The organism is Silvanigrella paludirubra (genome assembly GCF_009208775.1).
Taxonomy (GTDB): Bacteria; Bdellovibrionota_B; Oligoflexia; order Silvanigrellales; family Silvanigrellaceae; genus Silvanigrella; species Silvanigrella paludirubra.
In genome coordinates this window covers 97,793-123,857 of sequence record NZ_WFLM01000002.1, presented here as the reverse complement: position 1 = coordinate 123,857, position 26,065 = coordinate 97,793, and the positions used below count along the sequence as shown (strand labels likewise).

Below are 26,065 nucleotides of genomic sequence, written 5' to 3'. Positions count from 1 at the left end.
AATATATTAAAATTAAATAAAAAATTCTGTATAATTAAATGGGTATTAATTAATAAAAATCATAAAATTATTTTCTAATTTTATGATTAAAGTTGATGTTAATATTGATTTATTTTGCTTTTTATTTGATATTATTGCTGAAATTTTAAAATTAGAATGTTATTTAACACGTTTTAATTTATGAAATATATCAGCAATGTCAATTTTGTATTTTGGATTTTGAACAGCTTCAAGAGGAATTTGGAGGTTTTCCGCAATAATTTCTTGAATTCGTGCTAAATGTAGGTTTTTTCTTTCTAATTGGCTTTTCTTAGCCCATTTTGCAGCGGCTACAATAAGACTTGAAACCTGATCGGCAGTAAGTTTTTCCGTATTTATTGTAATATCAAAGTCACTATGATCTTCAATATCAAGTCCATAAAGCCTGAGGTATCTTTTTCTATTTTGCTCGTCACGTTTTAAGGTTTTATATAAAACTTGTTCATATGAGGATTCTTTTTCGGTTTCACGACGATTTATTCTAGAGGCACGTGCTTCGAGTGGTGCATGTAACCAAATTCGAAGTTCCGCATCCATTAACCAAGCGGCCAACCTAGTCCCTATGACAATATTTTCGTTAGAAACCGCATTTCTTATTAAAGTTAGATCAGTTAAATAATCATAAATTAGATTTGTAGAAGCTTCTTTGTGCAATTCCTCAAAATTAACAGAAAGATCTCGCGCTAAATCGCGGAAAGTGTAGTTTACTATTTTTAACTGTAGGGCTTTCCCTACATTTGTTGTTGCTGTTGAGTTTCCGCAGCCACTATGTCCTGATATTGCAATTCTCATGAGTGTCTCCAATTTAAACGAGTCATTTTTATCCTTAATTGCATTTGATAGTTGATTCAATGCTTCTATCAGATTACTTTGTCAATTTGTTCTATTTGAAGGCTTTGAAAGGATTTTTCTAATATGGCAACAGAATTTTCTCGTGAAACCGTTAAACGTATTGCTGAATTAGGTAGATTATATCTCACAGAAGAAGAGATTTCTACTTACCAAGCAGAGCTTGCTAAAATTTTAGAAGCATTTAATGCTCTTGCGCAACTTCCTTTACCAGAAGATTTTGCAGGTGATGCTAGATCTGCTTTAGTAATGGCGAAAGCAGTTGAAAAAGCGGAATCGGATTCCATTTCTCGCTTACGCCCAGATGAAGCAAATAATTCAATTGCGACACAAGTATTTTTGAATCAAGCACCAGAGCGTGAAGGTGTTTTTGTCAAAGTTCCTGCAATACTTGCTCCTTCAACTTAATATTACGGGTCTGTATTTATGATTACGAAAAATAAATTTGCTTCAAAATATACTGTAAATCAAAATACCCATTCCGCTTTTGAAATTGTAAAAGATTTTCAAAATGGGAAACAATCTCCATCTGAATATTTAAATGATCTATTTTCTAATATAGAAAAATTAAATCCAGAACTAAATGCTTTAACCAGCATACAAAAAGATTATGCTTATGAAAAAGCTAAATTATTAGAAAAAAGTTCTCATAAAATGGAGCTTCCATTGTTTGGAGTTCCCATTATTATAAAAGAAAATATTCAGAAAATTGGCTTTCCTGTTGAATGTGCATCAAAAATACTAAAAGGTTATAAAGGGCAATATGATGCCACTGTTGTAAGTTCTTTAGAAAATGCAGGTGCTATTTTGATTGGCACTGCAAATATGGATGAATTTGCAATGGGTTCCGCTAATGAACATAGTTGCCATGGTGTCGTAAGAAATCCACATAATACAAGTCGCGTAAGTGGTGGATCGAGTGGTGGTTCTGCTGTTGCTTGTGCAGCGGGTTTTGCTCCTATTACATTTGGTTCTGATACAGGTGGGAGTGTAAGACAACCTGCAGGATTTTGTGGAATATATGGTATTAAACCTACTTATGGACGCGTTTCTCGTTTTGGATTAGTTGCATTTGGATCAAGCCTTGATCAAATTTCTCCTTTTGCTCGTAATGTAAAAGATCTTGATACTGTAATGAGTATCGTTGCTCATGAAGATGCAAATGACTCTACATCTTTAAAAGGGAGTTATAAATCGAAACTTGGTTCTGTTACTTTAAAAGGCAAAACGGTTGGAGTTTTAAGAAGTATTTTAAAACAAGGTGTTGATGATAATGTCATGAAAGAATTTTTAACTCTTGAAGAAAATTTAAAGAAACAAGGTGTTAAATTTATTGATATTGAAATTCCATCATTAGAACATACTTTAAGTGTTTATTATTTAATTGCCTGTGCAGAAGCCTCAACAAATTTATCTCGTTTTGATGGGATTCGATTTGGACACCGCGCACAAAATTCAGAAGATTTATTCGATTTATATTGCAAAACACGTTCAGAAGGTTTTGGAAAAGAAGTAAAACGCCGTATTATGCTTGGTACTTTCTCATTAAGTGCAGGCTTTTATGATGCCTTTTATGGAAAAGCACAAGCTGTAAGAGAGCTCATGTCGAAACAGTTTGATGAAGTTTTTGAAACAGTAGATTATATTTATTTGCCAACATCACCTGCAAGTGCATTTGAGTTTGGAATTAATGCTTTTGATCCTATTAAAGAATACCTTTATGATGTGTTTACAATTCCTGCCAATTTAATTGGAGTTCCTGGTATTTCTGTTCCTGCTAATGTTCCAAAGGGAAGTTTACCTGTAGGTTTACAATTTTTGGCCAAAAGAGGAAACGATGCAGAGCTTTTAGCATTTGCTGAAGTTCTAGAAAAAGAAAGTCTTGTTGGAACGACGAGCCTCGAATAATTCTCTGGAAAGGTAATAAAATATATTATGAGTGGAAATAGTCTTGTCAATTATCCAAAAATTATAGAAATTTTAAAAAAATATGATGTTGTGATTGGTATTGAAGTTCACTGCCAGCTTGCAACAAAAAGTAAAATGTTTAGTTCCAGTAAAAATGCATATGGTGATACACCAAATTCAAATATTGATCCAACTTGTTTAGGTTTACCAGGAGCGTTGCCAACATTAAATGAAGAAGCGATCGACTTAGCAATTCGAATGGGTTTAGCATTAAAAAGTGAAATTCAATCAGTAAGTGTTTTTGCGCGAAAAAATTATTTTTATCCCGATTTACCAAAAGGGTATCAAATTACTCAATATGATAGACCGATCTGTTTTGGTGGAGAACTTATTTTATCCAGTGGTAAAAAAATTGGAATTGAAAGAATTCAAATAGAAGAAGATGCGGGAAAAAATATTCACGTAGGAACCTGTTCCTTAGTTGATTATAACCGATCAGGTGTTGGGTTAATTGAAATTGTAAGTGCCCCTGATATTTCTTCACCTGAAGAAGCTTCTGAATATTTACGTAAACTTCATAGCTATGTTGTTAACTTAGATATTTCGGATGGAGATTTAGAGAGAGGTAATTTTAGAGCGGATGCAAATGTTTCTATAAAACCAAAAGGTTCAAATATTTTTGGAAGACGTTGTGAAATTAAAAATGTGAATTCGTTTAAATATATAGAAAAAGCTATTGTTTATGAAATAGAGCGCCAGTTTGATGTTATTGAAACTGGAGGCGAAATTCAAATGGAAACAAGAGGCTATGATAGTGACAAAAATGTTACTTTTAGCCAAAGAAGCAAAGAGTCCGCCAAAGATTATCGCTATTTTCCAGAACCCGATTTACCTCCGTTAATTGTTACCAAAGCTCGAATAGAAAAAGTAAAAAACAATATGCCAGAGCTTCCAGAAAGTAAGGCTGCGCGATTGATTCAAAATTATTCTCTTCCCGAATATGATGCAAAAGTAATTACTGCATCAAGAATAAATAGTGCTTATTTTGAAAAGCTTGTTAAATCACTAGAAGGAAAAATAGAGCCTAAACTAATTTCTAATTATTTTATGACAGAAATAATGAGAGCTTGCAAAGTTTATGCGGAAGAAAAAGGAATTTCTATTGATGAATTAACAGAGGTTCCTGTTCCGTTAGAATATAGTGTTTCTTTATTAAATCTCCAAGCTGCAGGAACAATAAGCGGTCGTATAGCAAAAGAAGTTTTTGAAGAAATGATGTTATTTAACAAATCTCCTGAAGAAATTGTTAAATCAAAAAATTTAATTCAAATTTCGGATAATACTTCGATAGCAAAAATATGTGAGCAAGTTATAAATGAAAACCCTGCAATATTATCTGAATATTATTCGGGTAAAGAAAAACTTTTTGGTTTTTTTGTAGGCCAGGCAATGAAGTTATCTGGAGGAAAATTAAATCCAGCAAAAGTGAATGAAGTTCTAAAAAAATTACTTGATGCAAAAAAGTAAAATACATAAGTTTTATAAAAAAATTATGTATTTTATAAAATAATATTTTAACTAAAGAACCATATATAAATAAGGTTCTTCTCCGGATATTTGATCTTCCGGAGAGGTTCTTAGCCTTTAGCATTGTCTCTTGTTGTTTACTTTAAGCTATCTTAATCTAAGAATACTGTCAAATTTTTTTTCTATAACTAATTAAAATACTAAGCAAAGTTTAGTAATAAAAAATTATAATTAAATGATTATTTTTCTATAAAAATATTTAATTAAAAAAAATTAAATTCCATGAGAAATGATTTTAGAATATCTTTTGGCTAAATTTAGGCATTCTTCTTTTGAATAACCTAGTAATGATTGCCTATTAAATCCTATCGAAAAAGTGACTGAATAAATTAGTAATGCAAGAGCTTCGCAATCAGAATTATTCGAAATATCGTTTATTTTTTGCCTTTCTTTAAAATGCTCAATTTGTTTTTTTAAAAATGTAGTATCTTTAAACAAGGTTTTTGTTTCTTCAAAACTTGGGTCATTTAAGGCACGCGAAAACATCATACGAATAAGTTGTTCGTAATCTTTAAACTTATTTATATAAACTTCCATGATTTTATAAATTTGATCTTCTTTTGATAGTCGAAACGAAAAACATTCTTCAATTGTTACTTCATTTCTAATTTTACCTTCATTAATAATAGCAATAAAAAGATCAGCTTTAGATTTAAAGTAACGAAACATTAACCCGTCAGAACAGCCAGCTTCTCGCGCAATATCTCGTATCGTTGTTGCATTATATCCCTTAGCAATGAATATTTTTTTTGCGCAATCTATAAATTCATTTAATCTATTTTCTTTTGATTTTCTTTGTCTTTTTTGCGCATTTGAATTTATCACATTAATCGTTTCTAAGAGCATAGAATAAAGGTTATGTTAGTAAATGAGTATTCATTCACTAACTCTAATATTGATTAGATATCTTAATTGTTGGTTAAAAGTCAATCTTTATTTTAAAATAGATCTAAAAAAATAGGATGTTATAGTAAGACTATCTTAGTTTTTCGGGAGCAGTGTTGTATACTTTAGGAAGATCTTTTGACCAACGTATTAATTGAGCTTGTTCATTTTTTAGAGAGTCTGTTACTTTTTTATTTGCAGGATTTGATCTTAATACATCAATTCTTTTTTGAAGTTCTATAATTCTCTCTGAGTTTTCACCCATAGACATAATATCATCCATAATATCGTTAAACATATCTTTTTCTTTTGGAGTTAAGCCTGTTGTTATTGAATGTCTATGGAACTGTTTGATTTTTTCTTTATCCGTATCAATAATAATTGTGCCATCTTCTTTTTTTTCAGCAACAACTCCAGGGTTTGTATAAATCCCAACTTTAGGGACATAATCTCCAATTTGAATAAAAGCTGATTTCGATGGTGGTGGAATAAAAACCATATTAACAAACTCCTTATGAAAGAAAAGAAAACTTAAATACCAAGTGTAAGAGCATCAACAGCAAAATTTTCGGGAGTAAATTTCTCTCTAACAATTCTAAATTGAAGCTCATTTTCTAAGTATTTTAAAACTCGTGGATCTGTATTCTCATTTTTAAGCTGAGTTATTTTATTGTATAAATCCCTAATTTCTTGATGTCTATCATCTGAATTTTCGACATTTGAAAGTTCTAAATGATACGCTTCTTTTTGAGCGGGTTCTAAAGCATTTTTAATTCCAAATTTTGCAGTTTCTTGTACATGAGCAAAGTCTGGGTCTAATATTATTTTTCCATTTTTATTGTTTCGATCTGCGATCCGAACGGGGTCTCCATTTCGGTTCCACAGAATATCATTTGGAGAAATTGTAAATGCCATAAAATTTTCCTTAATTTGAAAGGAATAAATATTCTTTTTTATATTTACCAGTAAATACAGATTGGCTGGGGGAACGTTTTTTTAGGGTAACAGGGTTTTGACATTAGAATTTTATAAAAATTATAATTATATTTAATAAAGTTAAATTGTTATTAATTTCTTTGCGTCAGAATTCTAGTGTTTTCTTGTTGGAAATTATAGAGTTCTTTTGTAAAAATAAATTGCTTTTCATTTGATTTTAAAACGCCATCCGCATCAAATATTTTTCTAAAATCGGAAGCCTTTGATTGAGAGCAAAGATCAAACCCTTTCATAATTGCTTGGGTTACAAAATTTGGAATTCCTTGGTTTGCTGTGATTACATTACCAGGTAAATTTTGAGAAATTCCTAAAACAATATAATCACTAAATTGGCTTCCTAACTTTATTGGTGTTGAATTCGGAAATTTTGTGTCAATAAAGTTTTCTGAGACGACACCAATTGTTGCTAAATTTTCATTTAAAGAATCTAAAATGGAGTTGTAACTTCCAACAAAAATGGCTGCATTTGGGAAAATGTTTCTTTGTAAAAAATACATTCTTGGTAAATAAAATCCAATTATATTTTCTGGATCAATAAATGCCACTGTTGAGTTATTAAAGTAAGGTAAAAGAGCATCATGATGAAATGTAAATTGATTTAAAGCTAAACCTGCTTTTTGAAAATAAGTTTTCCAGATTGATGATTTGCCAAGTATCACAGATCGTGTTGTTGCTATCCCTTTTTTTGAAAAAATTAAAACACTCTTTAATGAAGTTCTAGTTGATGCACTAATGTAACCCATAGATGACATGACGCCGAATTGAGCATTACCTCTCGCAAGTGCTGAAATAACGGCTTTTTCATCGGGGACAAAATTAAAATGTATTCGATATCCTGTTTTATCTTCGATACAGGACTGGAGGCTTGCTGAAGCTGCTTCCTCATTAATTAATGAGTTTGAATTATCTAAATAAAATTCAATGGGAAGTGCTTTAGAACCCAACTCTGGGGTACCTAACCAAAATTTAACACAACCATTTAATAATAATGTAATTAAAGCAATTATATAAATATTTAATTTTATTTTAGGCTGGTAAAACATGAACTAAGTTCCCTTTTTAATCCATGACTCATTAATTTCATTAATTTCTTCACTTTCTGTCATTTTGTATAGTTCTCTATCAATTTTTGCTTTAAGCATTTCATATTTTTCTTTCTTTAACTTTTTAGAAAATACTAAAAAGAATTCTTTCCAATACAGTATATTTTTATACTGGAAAATGGTTTCATCAGCACCTATTTTTTTAAGAATTATGTTTGTCCTTTCACGATCTGCAATCAAAAGATCAATTTTTCTCTCTTTAAGTTTAATAATATTATCTCTAATATTTTTGCCCTCAAATAAATGACTATTTAATTGCTTATTTTCGAATGGATATGCTTCCCAAAATACTTTTGGATATGAAAATCCAATTAAAATTCCAACAGAGTAGTTGTGAGCTACGGCATCTTCAAAGCTCATGACAAAGGTATCTTTTAATTGACTTGAAAGTCCATAAAATGAATAATTTTTTGTGTAAGTTGGGGTTCTAGTAAAGTTTACATACTTATCAAATTTTGAATTTTTTTCTATTCCTATTGCCATGTCAGCTTCTCCAGAAATCATTTTTGGCAACATTTCTGTCCAATGTACGATTTCAATTTCAAATGGAATTTTTAGTTTATTAAAAATCCTTGAAACAATATCAATTTCAGAACCAACTATTTTTTGTGTTGTAGATATCGTTGGAGTGGCATTTTCAGGAGATTTTTGATCTTTATTCTCTTTTTTATCATTTTTTTTATCATTGCCAGGTTCTTCAAAAAAAGAACGAATTGGGGTTTCCTCTGCAATTATTTTAATTTTATCTATATTTTTAATTAAGTTCTCTTTCTCTATGATTTTTTTAGTTTCGACTGCAAATGTTTTATTTTGCAAATTCAATAAGAAAAATATAATAAAAAAGAGAATGTTTTTATTCGTTGTTGTCACGGGATGCTCCAAGATGTAAAGTCATAGTGTTTATTTAAATTTTTACCTATGGTTTTATTGTCTTATGGTATTATAGCATGTTTAAAGGAAATTTATGAAGATATGGATAGATGCTGACGCTTGTCCGGGTGCAATTAAAGAAATTATTTTTAAAGCTGCAGAAAGAGTAAAAGTTCAAACTTGTTTAGTAGCGAACCAGCCAATTAAATATCCACAATCTCAATATATTTCAGCAGTACAAGTTCCAAAAGGATTTGATGTTGCAGATGCTTATATTGTTCAAAATTTAATTGAATATGATCTCGTAATAACGGCAGATATTCCTTTAGCAGATCTTGTTGTAAAAAAAGGAGCAGTAGCTATTAATCCTAGAGGTGAGCTTTATAATGAAGGAAATATTACAGAACGTTTGTCTATTCGAAATTTCACCCAAGTTCTTAGAGAGGGTGGTTTAATTCAAGGAGGTCCTCCTCAATTTAGCGCAGCAGATAAGCAAAAGTTTGCATCTACATTTGATAAACAATTGACAATACTTTTAAGAAAAGAAAAAATGAAAATTTAAATATTTTTCTAATTAATTACTTCTTTCAAAAATAGAACGTACAGTATTTCTGGTATGACTTCCTGCATTTGCCATAAGTGTATTAACATTATCATACATCTTTTCTTTTATTTTATCTGTTTGTTGTTCTAAAATTTGTATTGCTTGAAAAGAATCATTAAAAATATATTTTGGGTCATTTGTATAATTTTCAGGAAAAGATCTTCTAATAATTGCAGATGTATCTTTATTTACTCTCCAAAATATAAGACTACCATAAGTAGGTTTAGTATAATAAGAAGCTTCTTTTGAAATAACATCTCGAACATCATTTTCATTAACCATTGGATAACTATTATCATGAGATTGATTTTGTAAAAAATTAATTATGAAGGACTGATATTGGTTATTTACTCTAGCATAAACTAATTCTTCATAAACTAATTTTTCAAGAATTAAATGCCTATTTGTAATTATATTTATTGCATCATTCATTTTGTTATTTTTTTTGCAAAAAGCACCTTCTAACTTATCTAATATGTTTAAACCAATGAGATCTGTTGTTGAATATCCTGGGATTGGTGCATTATGAAAGGGTTGAGTTAAATCTTGTATATAATGAAGACTCCATCCTAAAAACCGAAGCCCCCAATAAGGATGTCCACTCTTAAATGCCATGATTGATAATTCTTGATATAATTTTATTCTATGTTCTGCATAGGTTTGTTTAATGTAAGGTGCCAGCTTATAAACAATTGGAGATTCATGGTAAAAACCCATGTGAAAGGGAGCTTGGCTGCTAAATGAAAAATTGGCATTACCAAACGGTTGATTTCCAAATCCAAAATTTACATTAAAATCTTTAATATTATCTGCAAATAAATTGATGTCATGGCCATAATCAGGTTCGTCAGATGCTGTTGCAATCACTTGTAGAGGATTTATATATTGACCATTAGAAACCTTAATAAATTTATAATCGCCTACATCATTTAATATAGGTGAAATAATGACATCATTATTTCTTAATAATGTGTCTGAATTTCCTAATGAATCACCTGGTAATAATTGTAAAAATAAATTTAGTTTAACCGTTGGGTTTATTCTTATGGCGTATAGAAATTTTTGTAAAATTTGAGGGTCCTCTTTTGAGGCATTAAATTTTAATTCAGAAGGTGTTTTAGGGTATGTGAAATTGTATTTTTGAGTTCTTGAAATAGTCCAATTTTCTACATTTGACAAAACATCAGGAATTAAGTTTGATGTATTAGACAAAAAATCTTCTATGCTTTCTGCTTGAACTAAATTTTTTTCATTTATAATGTTTGAATTTTTTAATGATATTTCTGTTATTAAAGAATGGTTTTTCCATCCATATGCTTTCTGTTTAGTTTGAAAAAAAAGAAAACAAAATAATGCTATAATAATACTATTTTTTTTATTACAAAAAGTTTTCATATTTACCTCATTAAAAATTATAGAGATTTAACTTCTTTTTTTATAGCGAGATTTATTTTATTTATAATTTCTATTCCAACTTTTTTTGAACACATAAAATGCCTAACTACTTCATTTTTACTGTCAGTTATTTCTTTGTATTCTAAATACATTTTAATATCTTTGTTTTTATTTTGGTAATATTCAAATTCATTTAAAGTAAAAAAGGCATAATCACCTTCTTTTTTAATTATCTTTAATAACATTTCTTCTTGATCTGAGGAAGTAGAAATAATTTTATTATTTTTTTCTTTTTCTATATTGTATATAGAGTAGTTTTTGTATTTTTCTAAAAGATCGGATACAGCTTTTTCATGATTATATCCAATTTTAATAATTGGATATAATTCATTTTTTGAAATAACATCTTTAAACGTATTTAAATTTTTAAATCTTAAGTCATCCTTTCTAATAGCTAAAATTAATTTTGAAGTTTTTTGAAATGGAAGGCTAAATAGTGCGCTTTTTTCTCTTTCTTTGCTTTTATAGGCATATGGATAACAGGTTGGATATCTATTTTCTTTAATATCTAATAAAGATCTAACTAATGGTTTATTTTCATAAACAAAATTTATTTTTGATTCTTTAAGTATTTTATCAATGATTTCGTATCCTATACCTTCAGTGAGTTTGTGAGTTATTGGGTTTTCAATAAAAAAGGGAGGTCTATTTTGATATTGAATTGATATTTTGAAATCTTCGCAATAAGCAAATGTTATTTTTGTTAATGCTATAATAAGTGTAATTATATTTTTTATAGACATTAGATCTCCAAATATCATTAAATTTTAGTATCTTTTATAAGGATTCATCCTTTTTTTGTTTGAATAAAATATTAAAGAATAGTTATTGGTTTTGTCAAGTTAAAAACTCAATTAATTATGTAAAGCTATTTTAAAATATTTACAATATTAAATTATCAATCATTATATCTGCATTTTTTAATGCATTTTCTCTTTTATTAGGATAACTTAAACCTTCTGCTTTAATAATTTGTATATCTGATATCCCAATAAAATTAAATATAAATCTTAAATAGGGTTCATTAAAATCAATTGATGAATTAGAATAAACTCCACCACTAGCAATAATAATAATTGCTTTTTTATTTTCAGCTAATCCAAAATATCCATTATCATCTTTTGAAAATGTTTTTCCGACGCGTACAATATGATCTAACCAAGCTTTTAATGATGAAGGAATACTAAAGTTCCACATAGGAGCGCCCACAATAACGATATTTGAATCTAATAACTCGTCTGTTAATTTATTTGATAAATTAATTGCAGAATTTAATTCATCAGTAAGCATTTCTTTTGGAGTAAAATAAGCACTTATTGTTTCATTTGTTGGATGTGGTAATGGATTTTTTGATAAATTTTTATATGTAATAATAGCATTTTTGTGTTTTTTAACAATTTTATCTTCTATTTTTTGGATAAGGTTATTTGTGATGGAATCGTTTTCTCTTGGGCTTGATTGAATAATAAGTATTTTTTTTGTCATTGCGATATCCTAATTTTAAATTATTTATGAATGTATTTTAATAAGTTACAAGAGAACTTGTATTATTAAGATGTTTCAAATTCGTTTATAGACGGTTTTTTGATTGTACACTAGATAGTAAAATATAGACATTATGTGCAATATTTTGTACAATCAAGTTTATGGAACTAGATGCTATTGTTGTATTTACAAAAGTGGTTGAAACGAAAAGCTTTTCTGGAGCTGCAAGGCTCTTGAAAATGCCTAAAACTACGGTTAGTTCCAAAATAGCAGGGCTTGAAAAAAGGCTTGGTGTCACACTAATACAAAGAACAACTCGTCATTTGAATATTACGGAATCAGGTTTGGTATTTTATAATCATTGTGTGAATGCAATTAAATCTATTGAACAAGGTGAATCTGAAATTCTTTCACGCCAGGAAAAACCAAAAGGACTTTTGAAAATAACTTTTCCTGTTGGTATTTCTTCATCAATATTAGCTCGTATTATAAGTGAATATTTAAATAAATACCCTGATGTTACTATTGAGCTTATCGTAACAAATAGATTAGTAGACTTAATACGTGAAGGTTTTGATCTTGCTATTAGGGCTGGGCAATTAAGTGATTCTACATTAAGGACAAAAAAATTTTTCGACGTTCATTTCTCTTTATGGGCATCTCATGATTTTATTAAAAATAATAATAAAATAAATCATCCATTAGATTTAAAAACTCATTCATTAATTATGCATAATTCATTAAATCTAAGAAATTTTGAATTAATAAAAGGGAAAGAAAGTTTTATACTTAAAGATGAATCGAGAGTTATGTCAGATGATTTTCAAATAATTAAAGAACTTATTTTGTTAAATAATGGCATAGGATTATTACCAAATCATGTATTAAATAATAAACATGATCTTGATAATTTAATTCAAGTGTTACCAGATTGGAAATTTAATTCAACAGGATCGTTTTCATTTGTATTTCCTGCTCAAAAATACGCATCACCTAAAGTTAAATCCTTTATTGAATTAGCTTTAGATAGAATAAATAAAACATAAATTAAATAATATTTGTTAATTTAATGTGATTAATTAAAAGAAAAATGCTGAAAATGTTTTTTTGAACCCATTTTTCTCATTAAGAACTTCAAAATCATATTTTTCTATTAGCCAAGATATTTTCCTGTTATTTTCATTTTTAAATTACTTTTCTTTTAAAATATAATTAAGAATGATTAATAAAAAGAAAAAAATTCATTTTAAAATGAGTTTATTTTACAATTATGTGTCAATATAATGACTTTTAAAAATGAATATATGTGAAATATTATTTTATAAATATCTAATGAGGGATTTTTATGAAAAAAATATATTTGTATTTAAAAATAAAAACATTTTTTCTCTTTTGTTTTTATATTTTTCCAGTCTATTCGGAAGTAAGAATTGTTCGACTTCCCGTCTCTGAGGTAAAATTAGGAAAGTTTGGTGCGGTTATTCAAGATAATGGAGAATTTAAAAAAACAAAGGCTAGTTACGACGAAGCTACAAAAGAATATTATCATCCATTTAGTGAAAACACGACAGAACTTGCAAGAAGAGATATAGCAATCATTGGAACAAGTTTTGAAATTATGAATTATTTGGCCAAAAATAAAGATGTTTTGATTAAAAACGATATCAAAGAATTACCCGGTATTTATATTGGTTTTGGTAAATATAATCCTAAAGATAGATTTTACGGGATGTTTCCTTTTCAAGATTTTGTGAATCAGCTTGTAGAAAATACCAGTAAAATCTTTACAGCTAGTGTTTCAAGCGCTAGTGAGTTTTCACAAGCCTATAATGAATCATTAACGACAACACAGTCACAGTCTGTGTCTGCCGAATTTTCTTTTGATGATTATAAAAGTCAATTTAATAATTTTTTCAACTTTATTCAGGTATATGATGATGGTAATGGTGTTGCTAAATTTTATAATGGATTGAAAAATAATTCAATTAAAAATTCATTAAATACCAAATATATTTTAGTTATCTCCTATTTGTTTTCAAATGAATACTTAAAAGAAGATTTAAAGGAAGTTGGTAAAAATAAAGTTACTTTTTTTGATATTTATAAAAAAATTATGGATGATTTTCTTTTAAGTATTAAAGGATACCAAGATGTGTTTATTTGGAGAGATATTCATGGAGTAGCTTATGGAAGCCATAGTGATAAAAGTAAAATAAAATACAAAAGTCATTTTGAAAAACAAAATTCTTTGATTACAGTTGATGAGCCTAGTCTTAAAGAAAAAGCTTATAATTTTGTTGATAATGAACCTTTAGTTTCTAGTGCTCCTTTTATTTTAATAGGTAGTGAATCGGATATTTTGAATTTTTTTGCTCAAAGATTTGATTATTCTTTTATTAATAAAATGGAAATTTATCAAAATAAAAAAATCTATATGGGGATCTCAGACTATAAATATTCTGATCTTTTTGGAGCTAGAAAAATAGACAAATTTAGAAGTTTTTTAAATAAATTAGCAATTCGAAGTTCATATGAAGGAAGGTATTCTGTAAGTGATTTTATGAATAATATGGTAAAAAATGAGAATGGCTTTTTTCCAGATAACTCCGGTGGAAAAATGAGCTTTAATGATTTTTTAGTCATGGCAAAAAAACTAAAATATAGACAATATCTTCCTGGCTATGTCTATAAAGGAAAATATTATTATTATATTAAAATTGGTTTGCATCCTGAAAAGGGAATGTTTGAAATTGGAAATGGGGAAGTAAAATTTTCGAGTATATTATCTCTTTTTAAAGATTCTATGCCAAGTTACGTTCTTAAATAATAAAAATGACAAAGAAATAAAAAAATTATTTCTTTGTAAAAAAGTTCAAAAAATTAGTGAACTAGTTTTTTGAACTTGATTCTTTTTGGATTAACGGCATCTTCGCCAAGTCTGCGTTTTTTATCTGCCATATAGTCTTGATAGTTACCTTCAAACCAAACAACATTACTGTTACCTTCAAAGGCAAGAATATGTGTTGCAATGCGGTCTAAGAAATAGCGATCATGGCTAATAACAACAGCACAACCTGGAAAAGAGACAAGAGAATCTTCTAGTGCTCTTAAAGTATCAACATCGAGATCATTTGTAGGCTCATCAAGAAGTAACAAGTTACCACCATTCATAACCATTTTAGCTAAATTAAGTCTATTGCGTTCACCGCCAGATAACTTTCCTACAGCTTTTTGCTGATCTGCTCCGCGGAATCCAAAGCTTGAAATATAAGAACGGGCTGGAATTTCTTTGTTACCAACCATGATCATTTCTTTTCCTTGGCTTAGCTCTTGAAATACTGTTTTATCGCTATCTAGAGACTCTCTATTTTGATCAACGTAACTAATTTTTACGGTTTCCCCAATTTTTAGTTCACCTTGATCTGGTTTTTCAAGTCCAGCAATCATTTTAAAGAGAGTTGTTTTACCAGCTCCGTTAGGGCCGATTATCCCAACAATTCCTCCTGGAGGAAGTTTAAAGTTCAGATTTTCAAATAGTAATTTATCACCAAAAGATTTTGTTAAATTAACAGAGTCTACAACATTATCTCCAAGTCTTGGAGCTGGTGGAAAAGCAATTTCTCGAATTCCTTCTTGTTTTTCATTTTGTTCTTTTAGAAGTTCATTGTACGCAGAAATTCGCCATTTGCTTTTTGCTTGTCTTGCTTTAGGGGACATGCTCATCCACTCAAGTTCACGTTTTAATGTTTTTTGACGAGCGGATTCTTGTTTTTCTTCTTCAGAAAGTCGAGTTGTTTTTTGACCTAGCCAAGAAGAATAATTCCCTTGCCAAGGAATTCCTTCTCCTTTGTCAAGTTCCAAAACCCATTCTGTTACATTATCAAGAAAGTATCTATCATGCGTAATAGTAACAAGAGTTCCTGGGTATTCTTTAAGGTAACGTTCTAACCATTGAACACTTTCTGCATCAAGATGGTTTGTAGGTTCGTCAAGAAGGAGTAATTCAGGTTTTTCCATTAATAATTTACATAATGCAACTCTTCTTAATTCGCCACCAGATAAACTTGTTACTTTTGAATCGCCAGGGGGACAGCGAAGGGCATCCATAGCAATTTCAATTGTTCTATCAATTTCCCAAGCATTTTTTGCATCAATTTCGTCTTGTAAAACGGCTGTTTGTTCAAGAATTTTATTCATTTCATCATCTTCAAGTGGTTCGCCAAGGCGTTCATTTAAAGAATCAAATTTGCGGATAAGATCTTTTATATCTTTTACAGCTTCTTCTACATTTTCAAATACAGTTTTATTTGGATCTAGTTTTGGTTCTTGAGGTAAATATCCAACTTTTATTCCTTTTTGAGGAAATGCTTCACCAGCAAAATCTTTATCTATACCCGCCATAATTCTCAATAAAGTTGATTTACCAGCACCATTCGATCCAATGACACCAATTTTAGCGCCGTGAAAAAAGGATAAATAAATATCTTTCAAAATATCTTTACCCGCAATATTTTTGCGAAGTTTGACCATATTATAAATATAGTTAGCCATGTTCTGGTTTTCCTTTCCAGGTGATATTAACATTAATTATATAATTCCAAATTGCGGCAATAAAATAACCAAAAGCATTGGAGAGATAAACATCCATTCCATAAGTTAACATTTTAAGTGCTATAGCTTGATTTATAAGTGCACCACCTAAACAAATTGCATGAAATGTGGCAAGGCCTCGAATGATTTTCCAAAGCCCTTTTAATTTAAAGTTTTTGAAAGTCCAATAATTATTTAAATAAAAATTAGTTATAATGCTTATTTCAATAGAAAGAGCAATTGAATATGATTTAGATAAATTCGTAAAATGTTGGCATATAAAAATGATTGCAGTTGCAATAATTAGTCCAGAGAAACCAATAATACCATATTTAATAAATTGGGTTGGCAAATATTTACCAATGCTTAATTCATATAATGCAAATATATAATCAAAAATAACTTTACTAGAAAGTTTACTTTCACCGTGAATTCTTCCTCTAAAAGTATATCCAACTTCTTCTATTTGTGTATTTTTAGCTCGTGCTAAAAATTCTAAAAGAATTTTAAAACCTCTAGGATTGATTTCATGCTTATATGTCTCATAAATTTTTCGTTTTATACCAAAAAAACCACTCATAGGATCACTTACAGATTTTGTGAGGGCAATTTTAGCGAGTAAGGTAGCTGACCAAGAAACAAATTTTCGGAAGGGGCTCCAATCTTCAATTCCGCCACCTGCTACTTTTCGAGAGCCAACAACAATATCGGCTCCTTTTTCAAAGGCAGTGATAAAGGATAGAAGAGCCTTTTCATCATGTTGAAGATCAGAGTCCATAACAGCTAAAACATCGCCTTCTGATATTTCAAACCCAGCAAGTACTGCTGAGCTCAAACCTCTATCTGACATTCGGCGAATGACTCTTAGCCAAGGATATTCATTGCTTAAAGTTCTAGCTATTTCCCAGGTTTTATCTGGAGAGTTATCATCTACAATAATCACTTCTTTAGATATATTTGATAAAGTTTGTGCTATTCGTTCAATTAAAATTGGAATATTTTTGCTTTCATTATATGTTGGTATGATAAGCGAAAGAAGCATAGAATTCTCCAATATTGAAAGATAAATATATATTAACTTATAACGACGGTATCTTTTTTATAATTGATATCATCAGTATAAGGATAATCTAGAGAATAATGAATCCCTCTGCTTTCTTTTCTCATTCTGGCGCATTTTACGGTTAACTGCGCTACGACAGCCAGATTTCGAACCTCAACAAGAGATCTACTTGGAATTATATTCCAGTAATATGTCTCTATCTCTTGGCAAATTTGATCAATCCGAGCTGCTGCGCGAGAAAGTCTTTTTTCAGTACGCACAATACTTACGTAGTTCCACATAGTGCGGCGAATTTCATCCCAAAGTTGACTGATAACGACCATTTCATCGGGTTCGCCCGCTTTGCCTATTTGCCATTTAGGTACCTCTGGAATAGAATAATTTTGTAAATCTGGCCAGAGATTTTTAATATCTTCATAGACAAAATCAGCAAAAACGAGTCCTTCTAAAAGAGAATTTGAGGCAAGACGATTGGCTCCATGTAAACCAGTACAAGCCACTTCACCAATAGCCCATAAAGCTTTAATACCAGTACGGCCTCTTGTGTCTGTTACGATACCGCCACAGCTATAATGAGCTGCTGGAACTACGGGAATGGGATCTTTTGTGATATCAATACCAAGACTTAAACATTTTGAATAAATTCCTGGAAAATGTGCTTTTATAAAGTCAGGATCTTTGTGTGAAATATCTAGTAAAACATAAGCTTCACCTGTTTTTTTAATTTCGGCATCAATTGCTCTTGCTACAATGTCACGGGGGGCAAGTTCTTTTAATGGATGGGCATCTTCCATAAATCTTTTGCCATTTTTAGATTTTAAAATGGCCCCTTCACCACGCATTGCTTCAGAAATAAGAAAGTTTTTTGCTCTAGGGCTATATAAACAAGTAGGATGAAATTGCATAAATTCTAAATTAGCAACTCTTGCTCCTGCTCTCCAAGCCATGGCAACACCATCACCTGCAGCTACATCAGGATTTGTAGTATATAAATATAATTTTCCATGACCACCTGTAGCAAGTATTGTTGCTTTCGCTAATAAAGCAGAAATAATATTGTCTCTTTCGTTTATAACATAAGCACCTAAAACACGATTTCTTGAAAAATCAGGGCAAACTTTATCAGTTACAATTAGATCAATTGCGGTATGAAATTCGAGTATTACGATATTGGGATTTTCTGTTACTTTTTCTACAAGGGTTTTTTGTAATGCTGCTCCCGTCATATCTGCAGCATGAATAATACGACGAGCGCTATGCGCACCTTCTTGGGTGAGATGATATTCAAAGTCATATTGGTTTTGAGATTCACTAGGAGTAAAGGCTACTCCCATATCAATAAGTTCTTGAACTGCTTTCGGACCAGCTGCAACAACTTTACGAACTGTGGCTTCATGGCAAAGTCCATTTCCCGCAATTAATGTGTCTTGTGTATGTGATTCATAGGAATCATTTTCACTTAATACGGAAGCGATTCCTCCTTGAGCCCAGCGCGTGTTACATTCAAATAATGTTTCTTTACAAAGAAGACCCACTTTTCCAAGTTTACTTAATTTTAAAGCGGCTGATGCGCCTGCGACACCACTTCCAATAATAAGGAAATCAAATTTTATATTTTCACCAACTTGAATGGATGTTTTTTTTGCCATATTTTAAATCCTCAGAACGCATCAGTCTAAACCAGAATTGCACATTATGCATGTTGCGGAACTCTTGCAAGTGTCCTATCAAAGAGCATATACTTTGAAGCGTTCGATTTAGGTAAAGATTAAAAATGCCTATATTGCTTTTGTAAATAATAAAGAAAGGGTTTTAAATGTTAAATACAAAAAAAGTATTGTATATATCTCCTCTTTTGTTAGCAGTTTCCCTTGCTTTCACAGGGTGTGCTTCATTTGAAGGTGATTATGGTGATGCAAACCAAGCTCAAATTTTGGATGATAAATGGAACCCTACTGATGCAACATTAACTGTTCAAAAAATGGTTAAAGATATGTCTGCTGCTCCTTGGGTGCAAAATTGGCGTGATGATATGCAAAAAAAAGGAACGGATCGTCCTTTTGTTCTTGTAGATGACATGGAAAATAGAACAAGTGAAATCATTGATACAAAAGCATTATTTGAAGATTTAAGAAGTCAAATTTTAAATGATGGAAAAGTTCGTTTTCTAGATGGTGATGCTCGTAAGAAAATTTTAAATGAATATAAATATCAACAATCTGGTGTTGTGAAAAAAGGTCAAGTTAAAGGTCCAGGAAATCAATATGGCGCTGACTTTTTCTTATCTGGTGCAATTTCAAGCATAGTTTCAAAACAAGGTGGTAAAAGCTCTGTTCAATATCAAATTGAAATGAAGCTTGTTAATATCTCTACTGGAGAACTTGTTTGGAGTGGAATTGAGAAAATAAGAAAAAACTTTAAAAGAAGCAGCGTTGGCTGGTAATTTGTAGTATAGATCGAATACTAAAAAAGCAGTTTTTAACTGCTTTTTTGTTTTAAGCAATAATATATAAAGGATATTTATATGGATAAAAAACAACTTGTTAATAAAGTAAAAGAAGGTATGGATAAAACAATTAGCTCATTGCAAGCCGACTTACAAAAAGTGAGAACGGGTAGAGCATCTACTTCTTTACTTGATGATGTTAGAGTTGATTCTTATGGCACATTAATGCCTTTAAGCAAAGTCGCAACATTAGCTACTCCTGAAGCACGTTTAATTACGGTAAACCCTTTCGATAAAGGAATGTTACCAATCGTAGAAAAAGCAATTTTAACTTCGGGTTTAGGTTTAACTCCAAATAATGATGGTAAAGTCATTCGTATTCCAATTCCTGCGCTTTCAGAAGATCGTCGTAAAGAAATGGCAAAACAAGTAAAAAAAATTGGTGAAGAAGCTAAAGTTGCTGTCCGTCATCATAGACAAGAAGGAAATACGAAAGCAAAAGCTTCTCAAAAAGAATTTGGTTGGTCTGAAGATGAAGTTAAACGTGCAAATGAAGAAGTTCAAAAACTTACAGATTCTTATGTTAAAAAAGTTGATGAACTTTGTGCCATAAAAGAAAAAGAAGTTTTAACAGTTTAATTTATTAAGCTGATTTATACTTATAATATCTTGCTTTAAATAATAGACTTAAAAATAACATTGAAATTGTTGAGCAAGATATTAATATAGTAAAGTAACTATTCCAACCCCATTTGTCTAATATAATTCCAACAGGACCGCCTGCAACAAAAGCACCTAAATAACCTATCCATCCAATAAAACCGGTGGAGGTAGCGGCCGCTTTTTTGTGAGATAATTCAACTGCAGCAATACCAATTAGCATTTGTGGACCAAAAACAAAAAATCCAATGGAACCTACTAATAAAGAATCTATCCAAATATTTGCTGAGGTATATTGCCAAAAAATAACTAAAAATACAGATAGTAATAATGCAAATAAAAAATTAACAGGTCCTCTTCCGCCTTTAAAAAGAATGTCTGAAAACCACCCTGCCACAATACTTCCAAAAAAACCACCAACTTCAAAAGCAGCAATTACTGTGCCCGCTTTTGTAGAATTTAAATAACCTTTTTTTTCAATTAAATATGGCATTGTCCAATCATTCATTACAATTCGAACAATATATACAAAAAAATAAGCTATTGCTAAAATCCAAATAAATTTATTTTTAAAAATGTATTTAAAAAATATTTCTTTAAGCGAAGTATTATTTTCATTTTGATTTATATATTGAATTGTGTTTTCGTTTCTATGCTTTTCAATTGTTGGGAGTCCTAAACTTGCAGGTGTGTCTCTAAGTCTATTTGCAAGCCATAATCCAACAATAATTGCGCTCAATCCTGTAATTTGCATTGCATAACGCCATCCTAATGAATTTGCAAAAAACACCATAAAAATAGGAATTATTGCTCCACCTAAATTGTGAGATGTATTCCATACACCCCACCATCTACCGCGTTCCGATTGAGAATACCAATAGCTTAAAAATTTTGCGCATGGAGGCCACCCAAAACCTTGAAACCAACCATTTAATGTCCAACAAAGTGCAAAAACCCAAAATGCAGAAGAGAGACCAAAAATAATATTTATGATTCCTGTCATGATCAAACCAATTGCCATAAAGTAACGAGCATTAGCGTTGTCTGAAATAATTCCACTAATAAATTTACTAATTCCATAACTAATTGCTAATAAACTTCCAATCCATCCAAGGCTTGCTTTATCTAAATGAAGTTCTGAAGAAATATTAGGCATAACAAATGTAAACGATTTTCTTGTGAAATAATAAACAGCATATCCTATATACATTGAATAAAAAATTCGAATTCTCCAATATTTATAATCGATATTTATTTTTGTTTGATCTTCTATTGCTTCAATAGAATCTGGTTGTTTTAATTTTGATATAATATTGGAAAAAATAGCCATATATAATCCTTTATTGGCATTTAATATAAATTATTCTTTTAATTCTACAAAGTTTGTTTTTATAACAAATATCAGAGAAGTGATTAAAAAATCTTTTTTGAAATAGCATAAGATAAAAATATTGGCAAAAATAATTACATAAATTCGTTTGTATTATTGAAATAGATGAATAAAAAATGATGTAAATTGTTTATAACTTATGGAAAAATATTATAATTTATAGATATTTGTAAATTTTACAAATATAATATTTCGTGGTAAATAAGTATTTTATAATATTAACTATATTTTTTTAATTATGTTGTTTAGCAATAAGTTTAAAATTATATCTAATGATTTATTGTGTTGATGTATTAATTTTTGATAATAAAATAAATTTTATTTATAAATCATCACTTGTTACAAAAGCCCAAGCATTATGATTATGTATGGATTCAAAATTTTCTGCACTTACTTCAAACTTTGAAATTCCAGATTTTTCTTTAAGTTGAATAGCTGCTTCACGAACAAGGTCTTCTACAAATCTAGGAGTATTGTAAGCTTTTTCAGTAACGTATTTTTCATCCACTCTTTTTAAGACAGGATATATTGCTGAGCTTGCAGAAGATTCAGCAATAGCAACGCATTCTTGAATAGATAATTTAGGATTCCATAAAGTGATTGTCATATGACTTCTTTGGCTATGAGCGCCATATTCAGAAATTGCCTTACTGCACGGGCATAAACTTTTTACAGGAATTTGAATGCTCATTACAGTTTCAGTTGTATTATTTATTGAGTTTGCTTTTATTTTTAATTGAATTTGTAGATCCGCTATACCTTTCGTTTTCGAAACAGGAGCATATTTTTCATAAAAATATGTAAACTTAGTTTCAATAAATGAAGTTTGACTTTCTAATTTATTATTAATGGCGTGAGCCATTTCTTCAAATTTTTTTAAATTAAAATTTGGTGCGAATTCATATAAAATTGTCGGAAATCGGCTCATATGAGTTCCTTTTTTTGTTGAGGAAAGTTCAACAAAAAAAGAAAATGTTGCAGTGGTAGGAAAGGTAACAAAATTATCCTGACCTATGTCTGAAAAAAATATGGGATGGCAGACATCCTTAATACCTACTTTAGCTATTTTTACCATTCTTTGATCTGGAAAACCTTGCGTATCTTGCATATTTCTCTTTCTAATAAAGTTAAATATTCGATAAATTTATTTATTATTGTTGTGCCTTTGTTTGAAAATCTAAAAATAAAGGACGTCCTATTTCTTTACGAAAAGACCAAGGCATTCCTGCTATTAAAACCAATACAGCGATGCCTGTATATAAAGCTACAGTTTTGTGTTTTTTCACATCGTCTTTAGATTTTTTAGACAAAGTTCTTCCTAATTGAACTAAAACAACAAATACAAGCATAGTAAATATATGCTCAACCGCCCAAAAACGTAAACTCGCATTTTTCATAGCAAAACCCATATTATTAAGGGCTGATTGTGTTATGGGACTTAATGCAAAATATAATACAAGACCTATAATAAGTTGCAAATGAGTAAATCCTACTAAAATGCCACCCAATACTTTATCTTTTTTAGCAAAGGGAGTCTTTTGGCGCCAACCTGAAATGGAGCGAAATAAAACGAGGATAAGAAAAATACTAATAATCCAACGCAACCAGGAATGAACAAATAATACGGACTCATACATACTCAAAAACCTCCATCTTGACCTAACAACTCACTAGTGTTATTCCCTCCAAGGAATAGCTGCAAGGATTTCTTTAACATTTTAGAAGGATTTATTGAATGTCTGTGAAATTTACGGGACAATTAGTAGCACCTCAAACTACAGAAATTAAGCATAATTCATCTGGAGCATTAATTAAAACGACGGCTCCTGTAGACAATGGTGGTGATGGAAGTTGTTTTTCTCCAACAGATCTATTTGCTTCTTCTTTAGGGGCTTGCGGCACTACGATTATGTCTTTGTATGCCACAAAAAGTGCGATTCCTCTTGAAAATATTCATTTTGAAGTAGAAAAAATAATGGATACGGCACCAAGACGGGTTTCAAAAATAATTGTTCAATATTTTTTAAAAACAAATTGTACCGAAGAAGAATTTAAAAAATTAGTAGCCGCTGGAAAATCCTGCCCTGTTAAAGTAACAATTCAAAATGTAGTACAAATTCAAGAAAGTTATATTAGAGTGTAGAGTTAATCTTTAATACCATACTTTTCATAGATTTTTTTTATACGTCCTTCGATTCGCATTTTATTTAAAACTTTATTTAAAACTTTATTTAACACTTCTTTTTTGTCTAAATGCGGAGATTTTCTTGACATCCCATAAAAAATTTCATCAATTTCTTCATGCCTATATATGGCTTTTGTATAATCTTTGAAATTATTTTTTTCAAAATATCTTATCAAGGATAAATAGTCTCTTATTGCTATGACTTTGAATCTTTTATTCATAAACATCAAAGACATATTTTCATCATCTTTGTATTCTAATTTATGAATAGAATTGTCTTTGTTAAATTTTTCAAAATAATGAGTACCTCGTTTAATGGCTACAGGATATTTTTTAAGATCATCATAACTTTTAATTATTTTTTCTTGTCCTTTTGGCACAATAAAATAAACAATTTTATTCACTCTTGAAATTGGCCCTAGAAAATAAGCAAATTCTTCACGTTCCGGTGTTTTTGAAAAACGAGGGCATAAATCAACTTTGCCATTTTCTAAATCTATTAGAGTTCTTGTAAAAGGGGCTTCAATAAATTCAATTTTTATTCCTATATTTTCTGCAGCTTCATTTATAATATCTATTAAAGGACCGGTAATTTTATTATTTTCAATTACAATTTCAGGATAACGATCTCTAACATGCATTGTAAGAATTGTTTCAAGAGAATAAGAATTTAAATTGGTAAATAATTGAAATATAAATATTAAGTATAAAAGAGAAGCTTTCATATTAAACTTAAAAATCAAACATATAAGATAACATAAATGAATGATTTAAATTCAACTCCTTTCCTTCTCTTGTTTAAAAGTTAATAGCGATATTTCACAATTTGTTCCTAAGCGCATAGGTGGTCCCCAAAATCCTGTGCCTTGGTTAACATAAATTTGTTGGTTTTCGTTTATTTGATAAAGCCCTTTAACATATTTTTGGTCTTTTTTTACAATATATTGTAAAGGCCAAATTTGACCCCCATGAGTGTGGCCTGAAATTTGTAGATCAATAAATGGAAATTGAACCAATAATCGCGAATCCTTAGGCTGGTGAGCTAATAAAACATTTAAAGAGTGTTCTTTTTGAAAACCTTTTTGTTCTAAATGATGGACTGCTTGATGCAAACGTTTATCGAGCTTTCTTGGGATTTTTTCATAACTAAGCCAATGTCTGTCTTCTATTCCTAAAATATTTATTACTAAATCATTTATTTTAAGGGAGTGTGAAGAGTTAGAAATTACTTTCCAATGAAATTTTTCTGCAAAATGTCTTTTCCAATTTAAAGGACCGCTATAATATTCATGATTTCCTGTAATATAATAAATCCCATATTTTGCATAAAGTGTTTCAAGAGGAGCGATTTCTTTTTTTAATTGGTTAACTGATCCATCCATTAGGTCTCCAGTAATAAAAATAATATCTGGTTTTAGTTGGTTTACAACTTCAGCAAGATATTTCATTTTTTTTCTACCAATTAATCCTGAAACATGGATATCACTTAATACAACAAATTTAAGTTCATTAATTATTTTTGGAAGGTCGTTTTTTATTTTAATTTCTTTTTCAATAACAATAGGCTTTTTTAAAGCTAAATACATTGAATATATTGTTAAAATTGTTCCTGAGAATAAAACAAAGTAACTTAAATAAGCTGTATTGTAATTATTAGCTTTTAAAAACATGTTTATTGGAGAGGTTAAAAGACAAACAAGTGTAAATAAAAAAGCAACTCCCATCCATATGAACATGAAAATTTCAAATATTTTTCTTAAAAAATGTGGGACGATACGTAAAATAATAAAACCAAAAAAAGTCATAGACCAGAGACATGTAAAAGTTGTAATCCAAAAAGGACTTTTGCCAAAAATAGGAAAAATGATACGGGAATATAAATAATAATGTCCCAAAATGGTAACTAGTATAGCGATAGAAATGGAAAAAAGCATTTTTAAAAACATAAGA

General features: G+C 29.8%; 26 protein-coding genes. 9 read left to right on the top strand and 17 right to left on the bottom strand.

Features of this window, described 5'->3' with window-relative positions; genetic code table 11:
- Positions 1–159 precede the first annotated feature (159 nt).
- Positions 160–831 (bottom strand): (d)CMP kinase, encoded by a 672-nt coding sequence (gene cmk, locus GCL60_RS04815; protein ID WP_153418761.1) that lies wholly within the window; start codon positions 829–831, stop codon positions 160–162.
- 123 nt (positions 832–954) lie between these two features.
- Between cmk and GCL60_RS04810 the strand changes: the two genes are divergently transcribed.
- Genes GCL60_RS04810 through gatB form a run of 3 tightly spaced genes read left to right on the top strand, consistent with a single transcriptional unit; the run spans position 955 to position 4,323 of the window.
- The gene (locus GCL60_RS04810) at positions 955–1,296 is read left to right on the top strand and encodes an Asp-tRNA(Asn)/Glu-tRNA(Gln) amidotransferase subunit GatC (RefSeq protein WP_153418759.1); all 342 of its coding nucleotides are present in this window, start codon (positions 955–957) and stop codon (positions 1,294–1,296) included.
- 18 nt (positions 1,297–1,314) lie between these two features.
- Positions 1,315–2,796: an Asp-tRNA(Asn)/Glu-tRNA(Gln) amidotransferase subunit GatA gene (gene gatA, locus GCL60_RS04805; RefSeq protein ID WP_153418757.1), complete on the top strand. Its 1,482-nt coding sequence runs from the start codon at positions 1,315–1,317 to the stop codon at positions 2,794–2,796.
- A 27-nt stretch (positions 2,797–2,823) separates the two neighbouring features.
- Positions 2,824–4,323 carry an Asp-tRNA(Asn)/Glu-tRNA(Gln) amidotransferase subunit GatB gene (gatB, locus tag GCL60_RS04800; RefSeq protein WP_153418755.1) on the top strand — a complete coding sequence of 500 codons (1,500 nt, stop codon included), beginning with the start codon at positions 2,824–2,826 and terminating at the stop codon, positions 4,321–4,323.
- Between the two features lie 273 nt (positions 4,324–4,596).
- Here gatB and GCL60_RS04795 read toward each other — a convergent pair whose 3' ends face one another.
- The 5 genes from GCL60_RS04795 to GCL60_RS04775 form a co-directional block, all read right to left on the bottom strand.
- Positions 4,597–5,208 (bottom strand): TetR/AcrR family transcriptional regulator, encoded by a 612-nt coding sequence (locus tag GCL60_RS04795; protein ID WP_161998085.1) that lies wholly within the window; start codon positions 5,206–5,208, stop codon positions 4,597–4,599.
- Between the two features lie 151 nt (positions 5,209–5,359).
- Complete coding sequence (locus GCL60_RS04790) at positions 5,360–5,767, bottom strand: hypothetical protein (protein ID WP_153418751.1); 408 nt, start codon at positions 5,765–5,767, stop codon at positions 5,360–5,362.
- A gap of 32 nt (positions 5,768–5,799) precedes the next feature.
- Positions 5,800–6,183 carry a hypothetical protein gene (locus tag GCL60_RS04785; protein ID WP_153418749.1) on the bottom strand — a complete coding sequence of 128 codons (384 nt, stop codon included), beginning with the start codon at positions 6,181–6,183 and terminating at the stop codon, positions 5,800–5,802.
- Between the two features lie 152 nt (positions 6,184–6,335).
- Positions 6,336–7,307, bottom strand: coding sequence for a phosphate/phosphite/phosphonate ABC transporter substrate-binding protein (locus GCL60_RS04780; RefSeq protein WP_153418748.1), 972 nt, complete (start codon positions 7,305–7,307; stop codon positions 6,336–6,338).
- A gap of 3 nt (positions 7,308–7,310) precedes the next feature.
- Positions 7,311–8,237, bottom strand: coding sequence for a substrate-binding periplasmic protein (locus GCL60_RS04775; RefSeq protein WP_161998084.1), 927 nt, complete (start codon positions 8,235–8,237; stop codon positions 7,311–7,313).
- Positions 8,238–8,331: 94 nt separating this feature from the next.
- Here GCL60_RS04775 and GCL60_RS04770 point away from each other — a divergent pair, with 94 nt between their 5' ends.
- Positions 8,332–8,799 (top strand): YaiI/YqxD family protein, encoded by a 468-nt coding sequence (locus tag GCL60_RS04770; RefSeq protein WP_153418744.1) that lies wholly within the window; start codon positions 8,332–8,334, stop codon positions 8,797–8,799.
- Positions 8,800–8,811: 12 nt separating this feature from the next.
- Here the strand turns inward: GCL60_RS04770 and GCL60_RS04765 are convergent, their stop codons facing one another.
- The 3 genes from GCL60_RS04765 to GCL60_RS04755 all read right to left on the bottom strand — a co-directional run bounded on the left by GCL60_RS04765 (position 8,812) and on the right by GCL60_RS04755 (position 11,781).
- Entirely contained in the window at positions 8,812–10,236 is a 1,425-nt protein-coding gene (locus GCL60_RS04765; protein ID WP_153418742.1) for a phospholipase C/P1 nuclease family protein, read from the bottom strand.
- Positions 10,237–10,253: 17 nt separating this feature from the next.
- Positions 10,254–11,039: a transporter substrate-binding domain-containing protein gene (locus GCL60_RS04760; RefSeq protein WP_161998083.1), complete on the bottom strand. Its 786-nt coding sequence runs from the start codon at positions 11,037–11,039 to the stop codon at positions 10,254–10,256.
- Positions 11,040–11,178: 139 nt separating this feature from the next.
- Entirely contained in the window at positions 11,179–11,781 is a 603-nt protein-coding gene (locus tag GCL60_RS04755) for an FMN-dependent NADH-azoreductase (protein ID WP_153418739.1), read from the bottom strand.
- A 161-nt stretch (positions 11,782–11,942) separates the two neighbouring features.
- Here GCL60_RS04755 and GCL60_RS04750 point away from each other — a divergent pair, with 161 nt between their 5' ends.
- On the top strand, positions 11,943–12,827 hold the full coding sequence (locus GCL60_RS04750; protein ID WP_153418738.1) for a LysR family transcriptional regulator: 885 nt from the start codon (positions 11,943–11,945) through the stop codon (positions 12,825–12,827).
- A gap of 299 nt (positions 12,828–13,126) precedes the next feature.
- Positions 13,127–14,608 (top strand): hypothetical protein, encoded by a 1,482-nt coding sequence (locus GCL60_RS04745; protein ID WP_153418737.1) that lies wholly within the window; start codon positions 13,127–13,129, stop codon positions 14,606–14,608.
- A 53-nt stretch (positions 14,609–14,661) separates the two neighbouring features.
- On the opposite strand, the gene ettA is transcribed toward GCL60_RS04745, so the two are convergent.
- The 3 genes from ettA to nadB are packed head-to-tail and all read right to left on the bottom strand — an operon-like array spanning position 14,662 to position 19,083.
- On the bottom strand, positions 14,662–16,332 hold the full coding sequence (gene ettA / locus GCL60_RS04740) for an energy-dependent translational throttle protein EttA (protein ID WP_153418736.1): 1,671 nt from the start codon (positions 16,330–16,332) through the stop codon (positions 14,662–14,664).
- A complete protein-coding gene (locus GCL60_RS04735; RefSeq protein WP_153418735.1) occupies positions 16,325–17,413 on the bottom strand; it encodes a glycosyltransferase in 1,089 nt (362 codons plus the stop codon). Before GCL60_RS04735 ends, ettA begins: the two co-directional genes overlap by 8 nt.
- Before the next feature lie 32 nt (positions 17,414–17,445).
- Positions 17,446–19,083: an L-aspartate oxidase gene (nadB, locus tag GCL60_RS04730; protein ID WP_153418734.1), complete on the bottom strand. Its 1,638-nt coding sequence runs from the start codon at positions 19,081–19,083 to the stop codon at positions 17,446–17,448.
- Positions 19,084–19,250: 167 nt separating this feature from the next.
- Here nadB and lpoB point away from each other — a divergent pair, with 167 nt between their 5' ends.
- Entirely contained in the window at positions 19,251–19,877 is a 627-nt protein-coding gene (gene lpoB / locus GCL60_RS04725) for a penicillin-binding protein activator LpoB (protein ID WP_153418733.1), read from the top strand.
- An 81-nt stretch (positions 19,878–19,958) separates the two neighbouring features.
- Entirely contained in the window at positions 19,959–20,519 is a 561-nt protein-coding gene (gene frr, locus GCL60_RS04720) for a ribosome recycling factor (protein ID WP_153418732.1), read from the top strand.
- Between the two features lie 4 nt (positions 20,520–20,523).
- Here the strand turns inward: frr and pgtP are convergent, their stop codons facing one another.
- The 3 genes from pgtP to GCL60_RS04705 all read right to left on the bottom strand — a co-directional run bounded on the left by pgtP (position 20,524) and on the right by GCL60_RS04705 (position 23,567).
- Entirely contained in the window at positions 20,524–21,870 is a 1,347-nt protein-coding gene (gene pgtP / locus GCL60_RS04715; RefSeq protein ID WP_153418731.1) for a phosphoglycerate transporter protein PgtP, read from the bottom strand.
- 382 nt (positions 21,871–22,252) lie between these two features.
- Positions 22,253–23,038: a GTP cyclohydrolase FolE2 gene (gene folE2 / locus GCL60_RS04710; RefSeq protein WP_153418730.1), complete on the bottom strand. Its 786-nt coding sequence runs from the start codon at positions 23,036–23,038 to the stop codon at positions 22,253–22,255.
- Positions 23,039–23,081: 43 nt separating this feature from the next.
- On the bottom strand, positions 23,082–23,567 hold the full coding sequence (locus tag GCL60_RS04705) for a hypothetical protein (protein WP_153418729.1): 486 nt from the start codon (positions 23,565–23,567) through the stop codon (positions 23,082–23,084).
- A 98-nt stretch (positions 23,568–23,665) separates the two neighbouring features.
- Between GCL60_RS04705 and GCL60_RS04700 the strand changes: the two genes are divergently transcribed.
- Positions 23,666–24,073: an OsmC family protein gene (locus GCL60_RS04700; RefSeq protein WP_153418728.1), complete on the top strand. Its 408-nt coding sequence runs from the start codon at positions 23,666–23,668 to the stop codon at positions 24,071–24,073.
- 2 nt (positions 24,074–24,075) lie between these two features.
- Here the strand turns inward: GCL60_RS04700 and GCL60_RS04695 are convergent, their stop codons facing one another.
- Both GCL60_RS04695 and GCL60_RS04690 read right to left on the bottom strand, forming a co-directional pair.
- Positions 24,076–24,840, bottom strand: a complete 765-nt coding sequence (locus tag GCL60_RS04695) for a substrate-binding periplasmic protein (RefSeq protein WP_153418727.1) — start codon at positions 24,838–24,840, stop codon at positions 24,076–24,078.
- Between the two features lie 51 nt (positions 24,841–24,891).
- The gene (locus GCL60_RS04690; RefSeq protein ID WP_153418726.1) at positions 24,892–26,061 is read right to left on the bottom strand and encodes a metallophosphoesterase; all 1,170 of its coding nucleotides are present in this window, start codon (positions 26,059–26,061) and stop codon (positions 24,892–24,894) included.
- Positions 26,062–26,065: the final 4 nt, after the last annotated feature.

Bases quoted from the DNA above. Each gene is read 5' to 3' on its own strand.
- GCL60_RS04735 (WP_153418735.1), bottom strand. From the start codon at position 17,413: ATGCTTCTTTCGCTTATCATACCAACATATAATGAAAGCAAAAATATT.
- GCL60_RS04750 (WP_153418738.1), top strand. From the start codon at position 11,943: ATGGAACTAGATGCTATTGTTGTATTTACAAAAGTGGTTGAAACGAAA.
- GCL60_RS04765 (WP_153418742.1), bottom strand. From the start codon at position 10,236: ATGAAAACTTTTTGTAATAAAAAAAATAGTATTATTATAGCATTATTT.
- GCL60_RS04755 (WP_153418739.1), bottom strand. From the start codon at position 11,781: ATGACAAAAAAAATACTTATTATTCAATCAAGCCCAAGAGAAAACGAT.
- gatA (WP_153418757.1), top strand. From the start codon at position 1,315: ATGATTACGAAAAATAAATTTGCTTCAAAATATACTGTAAATCAAAAT.
- GCL60_RS04690 (WP_153418726.1), bottom strand. From the start codon at position 26,061: ATGTTTTTAAAAATGCTTTTTTCCATTTCTATCGCTATACTAGTTACC.
- cmk (WP_153418761.1), bottom strand. From the start codon at position 831: ATGAGAATTGCAATATCAGGACATAGTGGCTGCGGAAACTCAACAGCA.
- folE2 (WP_153418730.1), bottom strand. From the start codon at position 23,038: ATGCAAGATACGCAAGGTTTTCCAGATCAAAGAATGGTAAAAATAGCT.
- GCL60_RS04760 (WP_161998083.1), bottom strand. From the start codon at position 11,039: ATGTCTATAAAAAATATAATTACACTTATTATAGCATTAACAAAAATA.
- ettA (WP_153418736.1), bottom strand. From the start codon at position 16,332: ATGGCTAACTATATTTATAATATGGTCAAACTTCGCAAAAATATTGCG.
- GCL60_RS04770 (WP_153418744.1), top strand. From the start codon at position 8,332: ATGAAGATATGGATAGATGCTGACGCTTGTCCGGGTGCAATTAAAGAA.
- GCL60_RS04745 (WP_153418737.1), top strand. From the start codon at position 13,127: ATGAAAAAAATATATTTGTATTTAAAAATAAAAACATTTTTTCTCTTT.
- nadB (WP_153418734.1), bottom strand. From the start codon at position 19,083: ATGGCAAAAAAAACATCCATTCAAGTTGGTGAAAATATAAAATTTGAT.
- GCL60_RS04695 (WP_153418727.1), bottom strand. From the start codon at position 24,840: ATGAAAGCTTCTCTTTTATACTTAATATTTATATTTCAATTATTTACC.
- GCL60_RS04785 (WP_153418749.1), bottom strand. From the start codon at position 6,183: ATGGCATTTACAATTTCTCCAAATGATATTCTGTGGAACCGAAATGGA.
- frr (WP_153418732.1), top strand. From the start codon at position 19,959: ATGGATAAAAAACAACTTGTTAATAAAGTAAAAGAAGGTATGGATAAA.
- gatB (WP_153418755.1), top strand. From the start codon at position 2,824: ATGAGTGGAAATAGTCTTGTCAATTATCCAAAAATTATAGAAATTTTA.
- GCL60_RS04780 (WP_153418748.1), bottom strand. From the start codon at position 7,307: ATGTTTTACCAGCCTAAAATAAAATTAAATATTTATATAATTGCTTTA.
- GCL60_RS04810 (WP_153418759.1), top strand. From the start codon at position 955: ATGGCAACAGAATTTTCTCGTGAAACCGTTAAACGTATTGCTGAATTA.
- GCL60_RS04705 (WP_153418729.1), bottom strand. From the start codon at position 23,567: ATGTATGAGTCCGTATTATTTGTTCATTCCTGGTTGCGTTGGATTATT.
- pgtP (WP_153418731.1), bottom strand. From the start codon at position 21,870: ATGGCTATTTTTTCCAATATTATATCAAAATTAAAACAACCAGATTCT.
- lpoB (WP_153418733.1), top strand. From the start codon at position 19,251: ATGTTAAATACAAAAAAAGTATTGTATATATCTCCTCTTTTGTTAGCA.
- GCL60_RS04700 (WP_153418728.1), top strand. From the start codon at position 23,666: ATGTCTGTGAAATTTACGGGACAATTAGTAGCACCTCAAACTACAGAA.
- GCL60_RS04790 (WP_153418751.1), bottom strand. From the start codon at position 5,767: ATGGTTTTTATTCCACCACCATCGAAATCAGCTTTTATTCAAATTGGA.